We start from the raw sequence: 13,342 nt of genomic DNA, 5'->3' as shown, positions 1-13,342 counted from the left end.
CTCCCCGGCCGCCTCCGCCGGGCCTCAGCCCTCGGCGACGGCGAGGACCTCGTGGAGCAGCCCCGGGAAGCTCCGCGCGCGGTGCACCTGGTGCGCGAGGGGTACGGCGGTCTCGTCCTGGTCGCGCCCCAGCCCGACGAAGATCGGCAGCGCGGGGTGCGCCTCGTGGATCGCCTCGACGAGGTGCCACGGCGGCTGGGTCAGCCCGGAGACCGTGACGACCGCCACGGGCTGCACCATCGTGACGAGCTCGATCGACCGGTGGGCGCCGGCCGGGCCGGTGACGACGCGCGCCGTCACGCCGTGGGCGACGAGGGCTGCGGCGAGGGCGTGGGCGACCACGGGCACGGGCTCCCCGATCGCCGAGAAGACGAGGACGATGCGGCCGAGCCGCGACGGGTGGGACACCGGCGGCCCGGACCGCTCCGTCACCTCGTCGCCGTGCTCGGCCTGGAAGACGCGCAGCGCGTGCAGCGTGGCGTTGTTCAGCAGGACCTCGGGCGCCTCCCCGGGGCCCGCGAGCACGACCCGGGCGACGAGCCGCTGGCGCGCGGGCTCGACGACGTCGGCCCACCAGGCGGCGGGGTCGCCGTCCACGCCGATGCGGAGCAGCTCGTCGCAGCGCGACTCGTCGTAGGCGATGGCCGCGTCCACGATGTCGGCCACGAGCGCGTGCGGGTCGACGGGGAGGCCGGCTGTGTCCCGGCCCGCTCCCGCGTCGCGACCGCCCGCGATCGCGCGGAGCACCGGCCGGACCGCGGCGGGCGCGTGCCCCGAGGTCACGACGTCGGGGTCGTCGTGCAGGTCCTCCGCCGCGAGCGCCCGACGACGCAGCTCGTCCTGGCCCGCGGCCAGCGCGGTCCGCGCCGCCTCCGCCGGGGCGACGCCGTCGAGCGTCAGCTCGCGCATCAGCAGGAGGCGGTCGACGTCCTCGCCCGTGTAGCGACGGTGCGCGCCGGCGACGTGCGAGGAGGGCCCGAGCCCGTACCGGCGGTCCCAGGTCCGCAGCGTCGCGGCGGCCACGCCGAGCCGACGAGCGACGCTGGCCACCGTGTAGCCGGACGCCCGGGCACCGCCCGTCGTCGTGCCTTCGGTGTCGCCGTTGTCGTGTCCCTGGCCCGGGACGCTCGTGGGCCTGCTCGTGCTGCCGCCTGTCACCCCTTGATTGTGCTCAGGGTCGCCCCGCACCGCCACCGGCGAATCGCGTCAGGAGCGCGCCAGCACCGCGCCATTTCGCCCGTGACCAAGCGATTCAAGAACGTTGCGAAGAGGTCTTGAACAATCTGTGAAGCGATTGCTTGGTTGTGAACCACTGACCGAGGGAGCCGGGCCGACCACGAGGAGTCCGGGCTCACGACGTCAGCGAGCTACCGCTAGCAGCGTGGACCCCAGGGGGCCACGTCCGCATCGTTCGCCAGCGAAAGGACGACGTCATGACCGAGATCTCCCGCCTCCCCGGCCCTGTGATGGACCTGTGGGAATGGCAGTACCAGGGGGCCTGCCGCCAGACCGGTGACGAGGTGTTCTTCCACCCCGAGGGCGAACGGGGATCCAACAGGCGCAGGCGCGACGAGGCCGCGAAGGCCGTGTGCGCGAGCTGCCCGGTCATGGAGCTGTGCCGCGAGCACGCGCTGCGCGTCCGCGAGCCGTACGGGGTCTGGGGGGGCCTCACCGAGGACGAGCGCACGACCATCCTGTGCGAGCGCGACCGTCAGGCGCTCGGCCGCGCCGGCTGAGGCCGTCGGACCCGGCCGACAGGACCGTACGACGGCACGAGGCCCCGCACCCGGAAGGGTGCGGGGCCTCGTGCGTGGCCCGACGGCGCGGGCCGCGGCGTCGCCGGTGTCAGCTGACGACCACCGCGAGGACGTCGCGCGCGGAGAGCACGAGGTACTCCTCGCCCGCGTACTTCACCTCGGTGCCGCCGTACTTGCTGTACAGGACCTTGTCGCCGACGGCGACGTCGAGCGGGACACGGTTGCCGTTGTCGTCGATGCGACCCGGGCCCACCGCGAGGACCTCGCCCTCCTGGGGCTTCTCCTTCGCGGTGTCCGGGATGACCAGACCGGACGCCGTCGTGGTCTCGGCCTCGACGGCCTTCACGACGATCCGGTCCTCGAGCGGCTTGATGGGGACCGACACAGCGGGTCCTCCCTTTCGCTGAGCACTGCGGTTGACGATGGGTTCGTGCGCACGCCGGCCGTCGTCGCGGGTGCCGGCACAGCGGGAGCACACGGCCTCGGGCGGTCCCTCGCGGGCTGCCGTCGGCTCGGGTCCCAATCTAGGGGGGCGTTAGCACTCGGTCAAGGCGAGTGCCAACGCCAGGCTCTTAACTCCGCGCGTCGAGGGCCACGGCCGTCCACGCCACGAACGGCGAGGTCCCGGCCCGCACGAGGCCGCCGTAGCCGAGCCCGAAGCGCAGCTCGTCGCCGACCTCCACCGGGACGTCCCCGACGTCGAGCACGAGGTGGTCGCTGCTGGCGCCGAGCACCACGACGCCCGCCGGCGGCACCAGGCCCTCGGGTTCGACGTCCTGTCGGCCCACGGCCACCAGCGCCTGCCGGACCGTTCCGGTCCCGCGCCTCGCGGGTGCGTCCCCGTAGGCGGCCTGCCCGATCTCGCCCCACGGCTGGGCGGGCTTGGCCTGGACCTCGATGACCTCCGCGACGAGCGTGAACGCGTCGGTCCGCAGCCCCTCGATCGGGGCTCGTGTCAGCGGGTCGGTGCCGAGCAGGAGGGACTCTCCGAGCCGCAGCTCGTCGACGCGGCCCACGTCGTCGGTCCCGAGCGCCCACGCCAGGGAGGCCGAGTTCCCGCCCGAGACCACCTCGAGCCGACGGCCGCACGCCACCTCGACCTGTGCGGCGAGGTCCGACAGCTCGCGCATCGCGCGAGGTCCCGGGACCACCCCGCTCTGGCACGCGAGGTTGGTCCCGACCCCGGCGAGCCGCAGGCCCGCGTGACGACGCACCGACCGCGCCAGGTCGACGAGGTCGGCCGCGGGTACGCCCTCGCGCAGGTCGCCGAGCTCGACCATGAGGACGACGTCGTGCCGGGTGCCCTGGCGCGCGGCCGCCGCGGAGAGCGCGTCGAGCGTCCGGGCCTCGGTGACGAGGCTCGTCGTCGCGACCCGGACGGCGTCGTCCGCCTGGCTGACCATGGGCGACCGGATGAGGGTGCGCGGCACGTCCGCGGGGACGGCGGGGCCGGCGGCGCGCAGCCGGGCGAGGTTCTCGACCCGTGAGTCGCCGAGCCCGAGCGCGCCCCCGGCCAGCATCGCCGCGGCGAGGTCCGGCGCCCCGAGCGCGGCCTTCGTCACGCCCGTCACCCGGATCCCGCGCGGCGCGAGCCGGTCGACGAGGGTCCGGGTGTTGTGCGTGACGGCGAGCAGGTCGACCTCGAGGCGAGGCGCGCTCACCGCTCGCCCGGCGCGAGGGCCGCCGCAGCGGGCTCGCGCGCCGTCGACGCCGCCAGTCCCGGGAACGCCAGCAGCACCATGTCGACCAGGCGGTCGAGGGGCCGCGTCAACGGGTCGGTCACCGGCAGGCCGAGGTCGAGCTCGAGCGCATCGATCTCCTCGGAGACCTCCGCGTCGGTCATGTGCTCGTGGTTGAGCGTGACCCCGATGACGCGCGTGTCGGCGAACGCCTCGATGAGCGCGATCTCGCTCTGCACCGTCGGCATCGCCACCATGGGAAAGTCGCCCAGGAACTCGCGCCGGGGCGCGTGCTGGACGACGACGCCGGCGGGCCGGCTGCCGCGCAGGATGTGCGCCGACGTGAGGTAGGCCGGGTGGCTGAGCGCCCCCTGGCCCTCGACGACGATCACGTCGGGACGCTCGCCCTCGAACGCCGCGACGACTCGGTCCTCCACCTCGCCCGAGCAGAACTGCGGCACGAGCGCATCGAGCGCCACGCCGTACTTGCCACCCTGGATGAGGGTCGTCTGCCCGGTCCCGACGAGGACCGACCTGATCCCCCGCGCCACGAGCGCCTGGACCAGGAGCGTGGCTGTCGTGCGCTTCCCGATCGCTCCGTCGGTGCCGAGCACCGCGATCCGCGGGCACGTGACGTCGAAGACGCGACCCGAGAACAGGTGCAGGTCCTTGGTCTCCTTGGGGCGTCGGACGTCGGTGATCGTCACGTCCGCGAGCAGCGCCGCCGCGACGAACTCCGGGTCGTCCCCGAGGAACTCGTGCAGACCGTTGACGATGTGCATGCCGCGGGCGACGCCGTCGAGCAGCACGACGCGCTGGGCCGCGGACAGCAGCCCGTCGGCGGGCGCGACCCCGCAGATCAGATGGTCGGGCACGTACCCGGTGTGGGCGACCGCGTCGGCGAGGCTCGCGACGACGGGGATGCCGTTCGGCGTGCCGTCGAGGAACGCGCCGGCATCCACGCCGGCGTGCCCGCTGTCGATGACGGCGACGATCTCGTACTTCTCGGAGTGGCGGACGAGACCGTTGGCGGTCTTGCCGTCCTGCTCGCCGAACTGCCCCTCGCAGTAGACGACGGCGGACGTGGGCAGGGCAGGACGGGACGACAGGGGGGGCATAGCGCTCCTCGAGGAAAGGCTCAGAGGAGGCGGCAAGCACCAGGGGCGGGGCCGGAGCCCGACTGCCAGCGAGGGCTGCATTCGCTGAGTACCGGACGTGGCGCCGGCGCTGTGGACGGTAGCAGCGTTACCTGGGAGCGGTGGGCCCGGAACCAGCGCCCGCGGCGTCTGCGAGGATCGGCGGATGGACCTCGCGACCGTCGAACAGCTCACCAGCCCGGCCGGGCGCGCCCTCCTCCAGGCCCTCCCGCCGTACGACGAGTCGCGTGCGCTCGCCCTCTCCGCGACCCTGCGCGAGCAGGGTGTCGACCCGTCCCTCGCGGCCGCGGCGCTCACGCAGACGCGGCTGCGCGACAAGGCGCGCGGCAAGCTCGGCCCGTTCGCCGACGGCATGCTGTTCACGCCCGAGGGCCTCGAGCAGGCCACCCGGCTCGTCGTGGCCGCGCGCCACGCCCAGCGCTACCTCGTGGCGGGCGCCACGCGCGTCGCCGACCTCACGTGCGGGCTCGGCGCCGACGCGCTCGCGTTGGCCGGCGTGGGCCTGCGGGTGCTCGCGACCGACGTCGACCCCGCGACGGCGGCGCTCGCCGCGCACAACCTCCGCGCGTTCCCCGAGGCCGAGGTCCGCTGCGCCGACGGGCTCGCGCTCGACCTGCGCGCCGAGGACGTCGACGGCGTCTACGCCGACCCGATGCGCCGCACGCGCACCGGCACGCGCGTCCTCGACCCCGCCGCCTACGCTCCCCCGCTCGACGCCGTCTGGGCGCTGCGGGACGCCGTGCCCGCGCTCGGCATCAAGGTCGGCCCGGGGATCGCGCACGCCGGCCTTCCCGACGACGCGGAGACCCAGTGGGTGTCGGTCGACGGGGACGTCGTGGAGGCGGCCCTCTGGTTCGGCCCGCTCGCCCCCGGGGGCCCGGGGCGGACCGCGCTCGTGCTGCGGTCGGGCGCCGGGGGACGCGTCGCCGGCCGCGAGCTCCGCGGCCCCGCGCCGGGCGAGGACGGCGCCGCCCCGGACGTCGGGCCCGTCGGCGCCTACCTCTACGAGCCCGACGGCGCCGTCATCCGTGCGGGCCTCGTGGCGTCCGTCGCGGCCGAGCTGGGCGGACGCCTGCTCGACCCGACCATCGCGTACGTGACGACCGACGCCGGGCCCGCGGCGCCGTCGTCGGACGCGGGCGGCGCGCCCCGGGCGCAAGTACCGGTCGCGACCGCGTACCGGGTGCTCGACGTCATGCCGTTCGGGCTCAAGCGGCTCAAGGGCTACCTGCGCGAGCGGGGCGTCGGACGGGTCACGATCAAGAAGCGCGGCACCGCCGTGACCCCCGAGCAGCTGCGCCGCGACCTCGGCCTGCGCAACACCCCGGACAGCGCCGAGACGACGCTCGTGCTCACCCGGGTCGGCGGCCGGCAGAGCGTGCTCGTCGTGGAGCCGGAGCCGCACGCGTAGCGTCCCCCGCCGTGGAAGAGTGAGCGCATGCATCTGCCGTTCGCGCAGTCGGAGCGGTCCACGGTCGGCATCGAGTGGGAGCTCGCCCTCGTGGACAAGGACTCCGGAGACCTGCGCCAGGTCGCCCAGACGGTGCTCGACGCCGTCCGTCCCCCGGGGCGCGACGCCCACCCCCACATCGTGCAGGAGCTGCTGCTCAACACGGTCGAGGTCGTGTCCGGCGTCGGGCGCAACGTGCCCGACGCGGCGGGCGACCTCGAGCGGGCGGTCGAGGAGATCCGGGCCGTCACCGACCCGCTGCGGGTCGAGCTCATGTGCGCGGGGACCCACCCGTTCGCGCAGTGGTCGCACCAGAAGGTCACCGACAAGGCGCGCTACAACACGCTCATCGACCGGACCCAGTGGTGGGGCCGGCAGATGCTCATCTACGGCGTGCACGTGCACGTCGGCATCGAGGACCGCCGCAAGGTGCTGCCCATCCTCCGGGCCATGCTCACCTGCTTCGCGCACCTGCAGTCGCTGTCGGCGTCGTCGCCGTTCTGGGGCGGGCGCGACACCAACTACGCGTCCAACCGCGCCCTGATGTTCCAGCAGCTGCCGACCGCGGGCCTGCCGTTCCAGTTCGAGGAGTGGCACGAGCTCGAGCGCTACGCCTCCGACCTGCAGCACACGGGGGTCATCGACGGGTTCGACGAGGTCCGCTGGGACCTGCGGCCCTCGCCCCGCAACGGGACGCTCGAGTCCCGCGTCCTCGACGGCGTCACCAACATCAGCGAGCTCCGGGCGCTCGCCGCGCTCACGCACTGCCTGGTGGAGAAGTTCTCCCGCATGCTCGACGACGGCGCGGAGCTGCCCACGCTGCCGCCCTGGTTCGTCCAGGAGAACAAGTGGCGGTCGGCGCGCTACGGCATGGACGCCATCATCATCCTCGACTCGGCCGGGAACGAGGAGCTCGTCACCGACGCCGTCGCGCGGCTGCTCACCGAGCTCGAGCCCGTGGCCGAGGGCCTCGGGTGCGCCGCCGACCTCGACGGGGTGCGCACGATCCTCCGCAAGGGCGCGTCGTACCAGCGCCAGCGCGCCGTCGCCCGGCGCGCGGGCGGCGAGCTCGACGCCGTCGTCGCGTCGCTCGTCGCCGAGATGCGGGCGGGCCGCCCGCTCTGAGCCCTCTCGGCGTGGTGGCCCGCGCGCCGGGGCTCAGACGGTGATGGTCGTCAGCGGCATCGACGAGTCGACGCCGATGTCCAGGTTCGACGGCGCGACCCCGGCCGCGACGACGGCCGACCCGAGCGCCGCGATCATCGCGCCGTTGTCGGTGCAGTAGCGGATCGGCGGGATGCGGAGCGTGATGCCCTCGGCCGCGCAGCGCTCGGCTGCCATGTCGCGGAGCTGCGAGTTGGCCGAGAACCCGCCGCCGACGACGAGCGTGTCGACCCCGTGGCGGTGGCACGCGGCGATGGTCTTGGCCGTGAGCACGTCGGCGACGGCCGCGGCGAAGGAGGCCGCGACGTCGGGCAGGGGGAGCTCCTCCCCCGCGTCGCGCTTGGTCTCGACCCAGCGCGCGACCGCGGTCTTGAGGCCGGAGAACGAGAAGTCGTAGGCGTGCTTGTCCTGGTCCTTCGCGGCCGTGAGCCCGCGGGGGAACCTGATCGCGGCGGGGTTCCCCTCGCGCGCGAGCCGGTCGATGTGCGGGCCGCCTGGGTACGGCAGGCCGAGCAGCCGGCCGACCTTGTCGAAGGCCTCGCCCGCGGCGTCGTCGAGCGTCGAGCCGAGCTCGGTGACCTTCGTCGCGATGTCGTCGACGAGCAGCAGGGACGAGTGCCCGCCCGAGACGACGAGCGCCATGAAGCGCTCGGGGAACGGGCCGTCGACCAGCGCGTCCACAGCGGCGTGGCCGATCACGTGGTTGACGCCGTACAGCGGCTTGCCCAGGCCCAGCGCGAGGGCCTTCGCGGCGCTCGCGCCGATGGTCAGCGGCCCGACGAGCCCCGGGCCCGCGGTCACGGCGATCGCGTCGACCTCCGACACGTCCACGTCCGCGGTGCCGAGCGCGCGCTCGATCGTCGGGATCATGGCCTCGAGGTGGGCGCGGCTCGCAACCTCCGGGATGATCCCGCCGAACCGGGCGTGCTCGTCCATCGAGCTCGCGACGGCGTCGACCAGGAGCTCGTCGCCGCGGACGAGCGCGACGCCCGTCTCGTCGCAGGACGTCTCGATGCCGAGGACGAGGGGGGGTCCGGACTGGTCGGGCATGCCCCCAGGGTAGTGGCGTCGCGCCGGGCCGACGCGCGCGGGTGTGTCGGACGTCACGTCGGGTCCGGGATGATCGCTTGTCGTCGCAACTGTTGACGCGGTCATGAGCCTGGACACTACGACCGACGAGTTCGAGCGCGAGCTCGAAGCCCTCGAGACCGCCCTCGTGATCGACGACGCCACCGCGGACCTCCTGTTCCGCGAGGCCCACACGACCTACGGCTTCGCCGACGAGCCCGTCACGGACGAGCAGCTCCGCGCCGCCTGGGGGCTCGTGCGCTGGGCGCCGACCATGATGAACTCGCTGCCGATGCGCCTGCTCGTGGTGCGCTCGGACGAGGGCAAGCAGCGGCTCGCCGCCCACATGGCCGACGTCAACCGTGACGCCGTCCTGAACGCGCCCGTCACGATCGTGGCCGCAGCCGACCCGGCGTTCCACCGCCACTTCAAGACGCTCGCCCCCTTCCGCGAGGGCGCCGAGGAGCAGTTCGAGGCGATGGGCGACGCCCGCGAGGGCATGGCACGGACGTCGTCGCTCATCCAGATCGGCTACCTGATCGTCGGCCTGCGCGCCGCCGGCCTCGCCGTCGGCCCCAAGACCGGCTTCGACGCCGCGGGCGTGGACGCGGACCTCCTCGCCGACAACGGCTGGAAGTCGCTCGTCGTCATCACCGCGGGCGTCACCGCCCCCGAGGGCGCGCACAAGCCGCGCCAGGCGCGCCTCGACTTCGAGACCGTCGCCGAGGTCATCTGACCTTCCCCCGCATACGCACAGGGCGCCCGGACCACGGTCCGGGCGCCCTGCGTGTCTCCGGAGCCGGGCGCCTTTCGAGCCGGGTGCGTCCGGAGCGGCCCTCAGCCCGCGTCGGCCGCGCCGAGCTCGAGCCGCATCGTGTAGGCGTCGACGTCCTCGGGCTGGTAGTAGCGCTTGCGGATGCCGAGCTGCTCGAAGCCGTACTTGGCGTACAGCCGGAGCGCGGGCTCGTTGTCGACCCGCACCTCCAGCAGCACCGCCTCCGCACGCAGCTCGCGCGAGCGCGCGATGAGAGCCTCGAGGAGCTGCGACCCGATCCCGTGGTGCTGGTACGCCGGGTCGACGCCGATCGTCATGATCTGCGTGACGTCGCCGTCGAACCACAGCCCCGCGTAGCCGACCAGGGGTGCCGTCCCGGCGGCGTCGATCCGCAGGGGCTCCGCGGCGACGTACCAGCGGCCGAGCGCTCCGAGCTCCTGCGCGACCATCGCGTAGCTCCAGGCACCACGACCGAACAGCTCGACCTCGAGCTGGACGACGCGGCGCAGGTCGGCCGCGCGCAGCGGCCGGATCCGGCTCCCTACGACCCCGGCGTCCGTGCTCATCTCACGCCTCCCTCACCGGCCGCGCGGCGCTCAGGCGCTCGCGCGCTTCGGCGCGCCCGGGACCTGGGCGTCCGGCCGGCGCAGGTACAGCGGCGCGGTGGGCAGGTCCTCGCCGGCCGCGTGCCTGGCGAGCGCGAGCCGGGCGAGCACGACCGGGTCCGGCAGGTCCGGCGCGTCGCCCGAGGCCTCCGGGTCGGTCGCGGCAGACGCCGCCTCCCCCAGCTCGGGGTACAGCGCGGCGCCCCGCCCGACGACGACGGCGCCCTCCGCGTGCCCCGCGGCCACCACGTCCTCGGCCCGGGCGACGTCCGGTCCGGCGACGGTCTCGAGAACGGGGACGCCGTGCGGCCCCTCGTGCGCGACGACCCGGTAGCGCGCCCAGTACACCTCGCGGCGGCGGGCGTCCGCGGCGACGAGCACCTCGTCGTCGGGCCCGAGGCCGAGGTCGCCGACCGCCTCCGCGGCGAGCGCGTCGAGGCTGCACACGCCCCAGACCGGGATACCGAGCGCCAGCCCGAGCGTGCGCGCGGTGACGAGGCCGACGCGCAGCCCGGTGAAGGGCGCGGGCCCGGTGCCCGCGACGACGGCCGTCAGCTCCGAGCGGTGGACCTGCGCCTCGTGCAGAACCTCGGAGACCAGCGGGGAGAGAAGCTCGGCGTGCCGGCGCTGCTCGTCGGCGACGCGCGACGCGAGCCGCTCGCCGCCCTCCCCGACCAGGGCGACGGCGACGGCCGCGGACGTGTCGACTGCAAGAACTGCCACGGGACCAGCGTAAGAGGTCGCGCGACCTCTCGTGGTGCTGCGGTCAGGAGGCGGGGTCCGGCGGCTCGCCCGGGAGCGCGACGTCGTCCCACCGCTCCCCCACGGCCGTGACCGTCGCGTGCCGGACGCCGACCTCGGCGCCGGCCCCGTCCTCGGTGCCGGGCTCCTCGTCGTCCCCGAGGTCGCTCGTCGCCGTGAACCCGCCGTGCGGGCGCTCGAGCCGCACCTCGAGGCGGTCGTCGGCGAGCTGCTCGACGAGGCCCTCGCCCCACTCCACGACCGTGACGACATCCTCGAGGCTCGAGTCGAGGTCGAGCGCGTCGACCTCGTCGAGGGACCCGAGCCGATAGGCGTCCACGTGCACGAGCCCGGGCCCGGGGGTGAGCGGCGGGTGCTCCCGGGCGATGATGAACGTCGGCGACGCCACCTGGCCCCGTACGCCGAGTCCGGCGCCGATGCCCTGGGTGAGGGTCGTCTTGCCGGCGCCGAGGTCGCCCGTCAGGACGACGAGGTCGCCGGCGCGAAGGACCGCGGAGAGCGCCGTGCCGAACGCGCGGGTGGCGTCGGCGTCGGGCAGGTCGAGGGTGTAGCTGCGGCTCATGCGTGCTCCGTCGAGGGCGCGAGGCCCTCCGTGTCGATGTGGACGCGCGGGATGCGGGCGCCCAGGCGGGTGGTGATCTCGTAGCTGATGGTGCTGGCGGCGTCGGCCCAGTCCTGCGCCGTGGGCGCGGTGCCGCCCGCCGCGAGCGGCTCGTCGACGCCGAACAGACGCACGGTGTCGCCGGCCCGCTCCGTCGTGTCCGGGCCGAGGTCGAGCACGACCTGGTCCATGCAGACGCGGCCGGCGACCCGCACGACCCGGGCCGCGTCGTCGTGCCCGACGAGCACCGGACCCCCGGGACCTGCGGCTCCGCCCGACGCGTGCCGCGGGATGCCGTCGCCGTAGCCCAGGGGCACGACGCCGAGCACGGTGTCCTGCGTCGTCGTGTACAGGTGGGCGTACGACACGCCCTGCCCCGCCCGGACACGCTTGACGGTGGCGAGGCTCGCCTCGACCGTCATGGCGGGCACCAGGCCCAGCTCACGCGACGAGGCGAGCTGGGGCACCGGCGACATGCCGTACACCGCGAGCCCGGGTCGGACGAGGTCGTAGTGAAGCTCGGGAGCCGTCACGGTCGCCGCCGAGTTGGCCAGGTGCCGCACCTCGAGGCGCGCGCCCGCGTGCTCGGCCCGGTCCAGAACGTCCTCGAAGACGACGCGCTGGGCGCGCACGCTGGGGTGCCCCGGCTCGTCCGCGAGCGCCAGGTGCGACCACAGGCCGACGAGCCGGAGCACGCCCTCGGCCTCGGCCTCGAGGAGCGCGGGCAGGACGCTGTCGAGGTCGTCCGCCATCACGCCGTTGCGACCGAGCCCGGTGTCCACCTTGAGGTGCACCCGCGCCGTGCGGCCGGTGGACCGCGCCGCCGCGACGACGTCGTCCACGGCCCAGGACGCGGCGACCGAGACGTCGACGTCGGACTCGAGCAACGCGGCGAAGTCCACGCCCGGTGCGTGCAGCCAGGTGAGGAGGCGTGCGTCGTCCGGCCCGATGCCCCCGGCGCGGAGCGCGAGCGCCTCGGAGGCCTGCGCGACGCCCAGCCACGTCGCCCCGCCCTCGACCGCGGCGCGCGCCGACGGCACCAGGCCGTGCCCGTACGCGTCGGCCTTCACGACCGCGAGGACCTCGGCACCGGACGCGCGTTCGCGCAGCGTGCGCACGTTCCCGCGGATCGCGGCGAGGTCGACGACCGCCCGCGCGGGGAAGCCGGCGCCGTCGAGCGGGGGTGCGGCGGGCGGGTCGATGGGGAGGCTCACGGTGTCCCATCCTCGCACTCCGGGCCCACGGGCCAGGCAGCGCCGGACGAGGCGGCGCCGGACCAGGCGGCGAGGCGCCGCCTGGACTCGAACGTCCGCCGCTCGCCGGTGAACGGGTCGGTGAACGCGACCTGGCGCGCCAGGAGCTGGAGCGGGTCGGACCAGTCGTCCTCGTCGACGTCGTGGAGCACCGGGTAGAAGGGATCGCCGAGGATCGGGATGCCGAGGCGGGCGAGGTGGAGCCGGAGCTGGTGCGTACGGCCGGTGCGCGGCTCGAGGCGGTAGAGGCCGAGGTCGGGCGCCGCCTCCTCCGGCGCCCACGCGGGGCGCGCGACGGCGTCGGGCCAGGGCCGCGACGCGAGCAGCGAGACGCGGCTCTCCGCGTTGGGCTCCCCCGGCACCTCCGACGCCCGCAGCACGCCGCGCTCCTTGACGATGCGGCTCCGCACGACGACCGGGAGCTCGAGGCCGGGCCGCACCGGGGCGACGGCGAGGTACTCCTTGTCGAGGCCGCGCGTGTCGAGGAGCTGCTGGTAGGCGCCACGGACCTCGCGGCGGACCGTGAACACGACGACCCCCGCGGTGACGCGGTCGAGCCGGTGGATCGGCGACAGCTCCGGCAGGTCGAGCTCGCGCCGGAGCTGGACGAGGAGCGAGCGCGCGACGTACGCCCCCCGCGGGAGCGTGGCGACGAAGTGCGGCTTGTCGACGACGAGCAGGTTCTCGTCGCGGTGGAGCACCTCGGCGCGGAACGGGAGGTCCGGCTCCACCGGCGGGTCGCGGTACAGCCAGACCGTCTCGTGGGCGCGATAGGGCGTGCGCTCGTCGACGGGCGTGCCGTTCTCGAGCACGACCTCCCCGGCCGTGACCTTCTCGCGCAGGCGGGCGTCGTCGTCGGGGAACCGGCCGACGAGGTAGGCGAGGACGGTCGCAGGCTGGTCCTGGGACGCGGGGGCGGGCAGCCGCAGCCGGGTCGGGTTGAGCCCGGCGCGCACCGGGAGCGGCGGCGGGGTCCTGCGGCGGGGCACGCTCCACCGTAGCGCCCGGCGCGCACGGCCCGAGGCGCCCGTCGGCCACCCTCGACGACAGCCTTTCCCCACTATCTGACAG

Annotated in this window: 14 protein-coding genes; 4 read left to right on the top strand and 10 right to left on the bottom strand. The window is 74.9% G+C overall.

Annotated elements, in window-relative coordinates; genetic code table 11:
- Window positions 1–24: 24 nt before the first annotated feature.
- Window positions 25–1,158 (bottom strand): MerR family transcriptional regulator, encoded by a 1,134-nt coding sequence (locus ACLQ14_RS13165; protein WP_425813673.1) that lies wholly within the window; start codon window positions 1,156–1,158, stop codon window positions 25–27.
- Between the two features lie 275 nt (window positions 1,159–1,433).
- Between ACLQ14_RS13165 and ACLQ14_RS13160 the strand changes: the two genes are divergently transcribed.
- Window positions 1,434–1,736: a WhiB family transcriptional regulator gene (locus ACLQ14_RS13160; protein WP_425813671.1), complete on the top strand. Its 303-nt coding sequence runs from the start codon at window positions 1,434–1,436 to the stop codon at window positions 1,734–1,736.
- A gap of 109 nt (window positions 1,737–1,845) precedes the next feature.
- Here the strand turns inward: ACLQ14_RS13160 and groES are convergent, their stop codons facing one another.
- The 3 genes from groES to ACLQ14_RS13145 form a co-directional block, all read right to left on the bottom strand.
- On the bottom strand, window positions 1,846–2,142 hold the full coding sequence (gene groES, locus ACLQ14_RS13155) for a co-chaperone GroES (protein WP_425813669.1): 297 nt from the start codon (window positions 2,140–2,142) through the stop codon (window positions 1,846–1,848).
- Between the two features lie 187 nt (window positions 2,143–2,329).
- On the bottom strand, window positions 2,330–3,418 hold the full coding sequence (locus ACLQ14_RS13150; RefSeq protein WP_425813667.1) for an alanine/ornithine racemase family PLP-dependent enzyme: 1,089 nt from the start codon (window positions 3,416–3,418) through the stop codon (window positions 2,330–2,332).
- Window positions 3,415–4,554, bottom strand: coding sequence for a DUF1611 domain-containing protein (locus ACLQ14_RS13145; RefSeq protein ID WP_425813665.1), 1,140 nt, complete (start codon window positions 4,552–4,554; stop codon window positions 3,415–3,417). Before ACLQ14_RS13145 ends, ACLQ14_RS13150 begins: the two co-directional genes overlap by 4 nt.
- Before the next feature lie 184 nt (window positions 4,555–4,738).
- On the opposite strand from ACLQ14_RS13145, the gene ACLQ14_RS13140 reads away from it, so the two are divergent.
- Both ACLQ14_RS13140 and ACLQ14_RS13135 read left to right on the top strand, forming a co-directional pair.
- Window positions 4,739–6,004, top strand: coding sequence for a class I SAM-dependent methyltransferase (locus ACLQ14_RS13140; RefSeq protein WP_425813663.1), 1,266 nt, complete (start codon window positions 4,739–4,741; stop codon window positions 6,002–6,004).
- Window positions 6,005–6,031: 27 nt separating this feature from the next.
- Window positions 6,032–7,168, top strand: coding sequence for a glutamate--cysteine ligase (locus tag ACLQ14_RS13135; RefSeq protein ID WP_425813661.1), 1,137 nt, complete (start codon window positions 6,032–6,034; stop codon window positions 7,166–7,168).
- A gap of 33 nt (window positions 7,169–7,201) precedes the next feature.
- Here ACLQ14_RS13135 and tsaD read toward each other — a convergent pair whose 3' ends face one another.
- Window positions 7,202–8,257, bottom strand: coding sequence for a tRNA (adenosine(37)-N6)-threonylcarbamoyltransferase complex transferase subunit TsaD (tsaD, locus tag ACLQ14_RS13130; RefSeq protein WP_425813659.1), 1,056 nt, complete (start codon window positions 8,255–8,257; stop codon window positions 7,202–7,204).
- Window positions 8,258–8,360: 103 nt separating this feature from the next.
- On the opposite strand from tsaD, the gene ACLQ14_RS13125 reads away from it, so the two are divergent.
- Complete coding sequence (locus tag ACLQ14_RS13125; protein WP_425813657.1) at window positions 8,361–9,011, top strand: malonic semialdehyde reductase; 651 nt, start codon at window positions 8,361–8,363, stop codon at window positions 9,009–9,011.
- 101 nt (window positions 9,012–9,112) lie between these two features.
- Here the strand turns inward: ACLQ14_RS13125 and rimI are convergent, their stop codons facing one another.
- The 5 genes from rimI to ACLQ14_RS13100 are packed head-to-tail and all read right to left on the bottom strand — an operon-like array spanning window position 9,113 to window position 13,260.
- Window positions 9,113–9,616: a ribosomal protein S18-alanine N-acetyltransferase gene (gene rimI, locus ACLQ14_RS13120; protein ID WP_425813655.1), complete on the bottom strand. Its 504-nt coding sequence runs from the start codon at window positions 9,614–9,616 to the stop codon at window positions 9,113–9,115.
- A 30-nt stretch (window positions 9,617–9,646) separates the two neighbouring features.
- Complete coding sequence (tsaB, locus tag ACLQ14_RS13115; protein WP_425813653.1) at window positions 9,647–10,378, bottom strand: tRNA (adenosine(37)-N6)-threonylcarbamoyltransferase complex dimerization subunit type 1 TsaB; 732 nt, start codon at window positions 10,376–10,378, stop codon at window positions 9,647–9,649.
- Window positions 10,379–10,421: 43 nt separating this feature from the next.
- Window positions 10,422–10,979 carry a tRNA (adenosine(37)-N6)-threonylcarbamoyltransferase complex ATPase subunit type 1 TsaE gene (gene tsaE, locus ACLQ14_RS13110; RefSeq protein WP_425813651.1) on the bottom strand — a complete coding sequence of 186 codons (558 nt, stop codon included), beginning with the start codon at window positions 10,977–10,979 and terminating at the stop codon, window positions 10,422–10,424.
- Entirely contained in the window at window positions 10,976–12,232 is a 1,257-nt protein-coding gene (gene alr / locus ACLQ14_RS13105; protein ID WP_425813649.1) for an alanine racemase, read from the bottom strand. Before alr ends, tsaE begins: the two co-directional genes overlap by 4 nt.
- Window positions 12,229–13,260, bottom strand: coding sequence for a pseudouridine synthase (locus ACLQ14_RS13100; RefSeq protein WP_425813647.1), 1,032 nt, complete (start codon window positions 13,258–13,260; stop codon window positions 12,229–12,231). Before ACLQ14_RS13100 ends, alr begins: the two co-directional genes overlap by 4 nt.
- Window positions 13,261–13,342 lie beyond the last annotated feature (82 nt).

This window comes from Luteimicrobium sp. DT211, assembly GCF_049844995.1.
GTDB lineage: Bacteria > Actinomycetota > Actinomycetes > Actinomycetales > Cellulomonadaceae > Luteimicrobium.
The sequence above is the reverse complement of the archived record's forward strand: the minus strand, read 5'-3'. Positions and strand labels throughout refer to the sequence as shown.

Excerpts from the sequence above, each read along its gene's own strand:
- ACLQ14_RS13160 (WP_425813671.1), top strand. The coding sequence starts at position 1,434 with ATGACCGAGATCTCCCGCCTCCCCGGCCCTGTGATGGACCTGTGGGAA.
- ACLQ14_RS13145 (WP_425813665.1), bottom strand. The coding sequence starts at position 4,554 with ATGCCCCCCCTGTCGTCCCGTCCTGCCCTGCCCACGTCCGCCGTCGTC.
- ACLQ14_RS13140 (WP_425813663.1), top strand. The coding sequence starts at position 4,739 with ATGGACCTCGCGACCGTCGAACAGCTCACCAGCCCGGCCGGGCGCGCC.
- ACLQ14_RS13135 (WP_425813661.1), top strand. The coding sequence starts at position 6,032 with ATGCATCTGCCGTTCGCGCAGTCGGAGCGGTCCACGGTCGGCATCGAG.
- tsaD (WP_425813659.1), bottom strand. The coding sequence starts at position 8,257 with ATGCCCGACCAGTCCGGACCCCCCCTCGTCCTCGGCATCGAGACGTCC.
- ACLQ14_RS13125 (WP_425813657.1), top strand. The coding sequence starts at position 8,361 with ATGAGCCTGGACACTACGACCGACGAGTTCGAGCGCGAGCTCGAAGCC.
- rimI (WP_425813655.1), bottom strand. The coding sequence starts at position 9,616 with ATGAGCACGGACGCCGGGGTCGTAGGGAGCCGGATCCGGCCGCTGCGC.
- tsaE (WP_425813651.1), bottom strand. The coding sequence starts at position 10,979 with ATGAGCCGCAGCTACACCCTCGACCTGCCCGACGCCGACGCCACCCGC.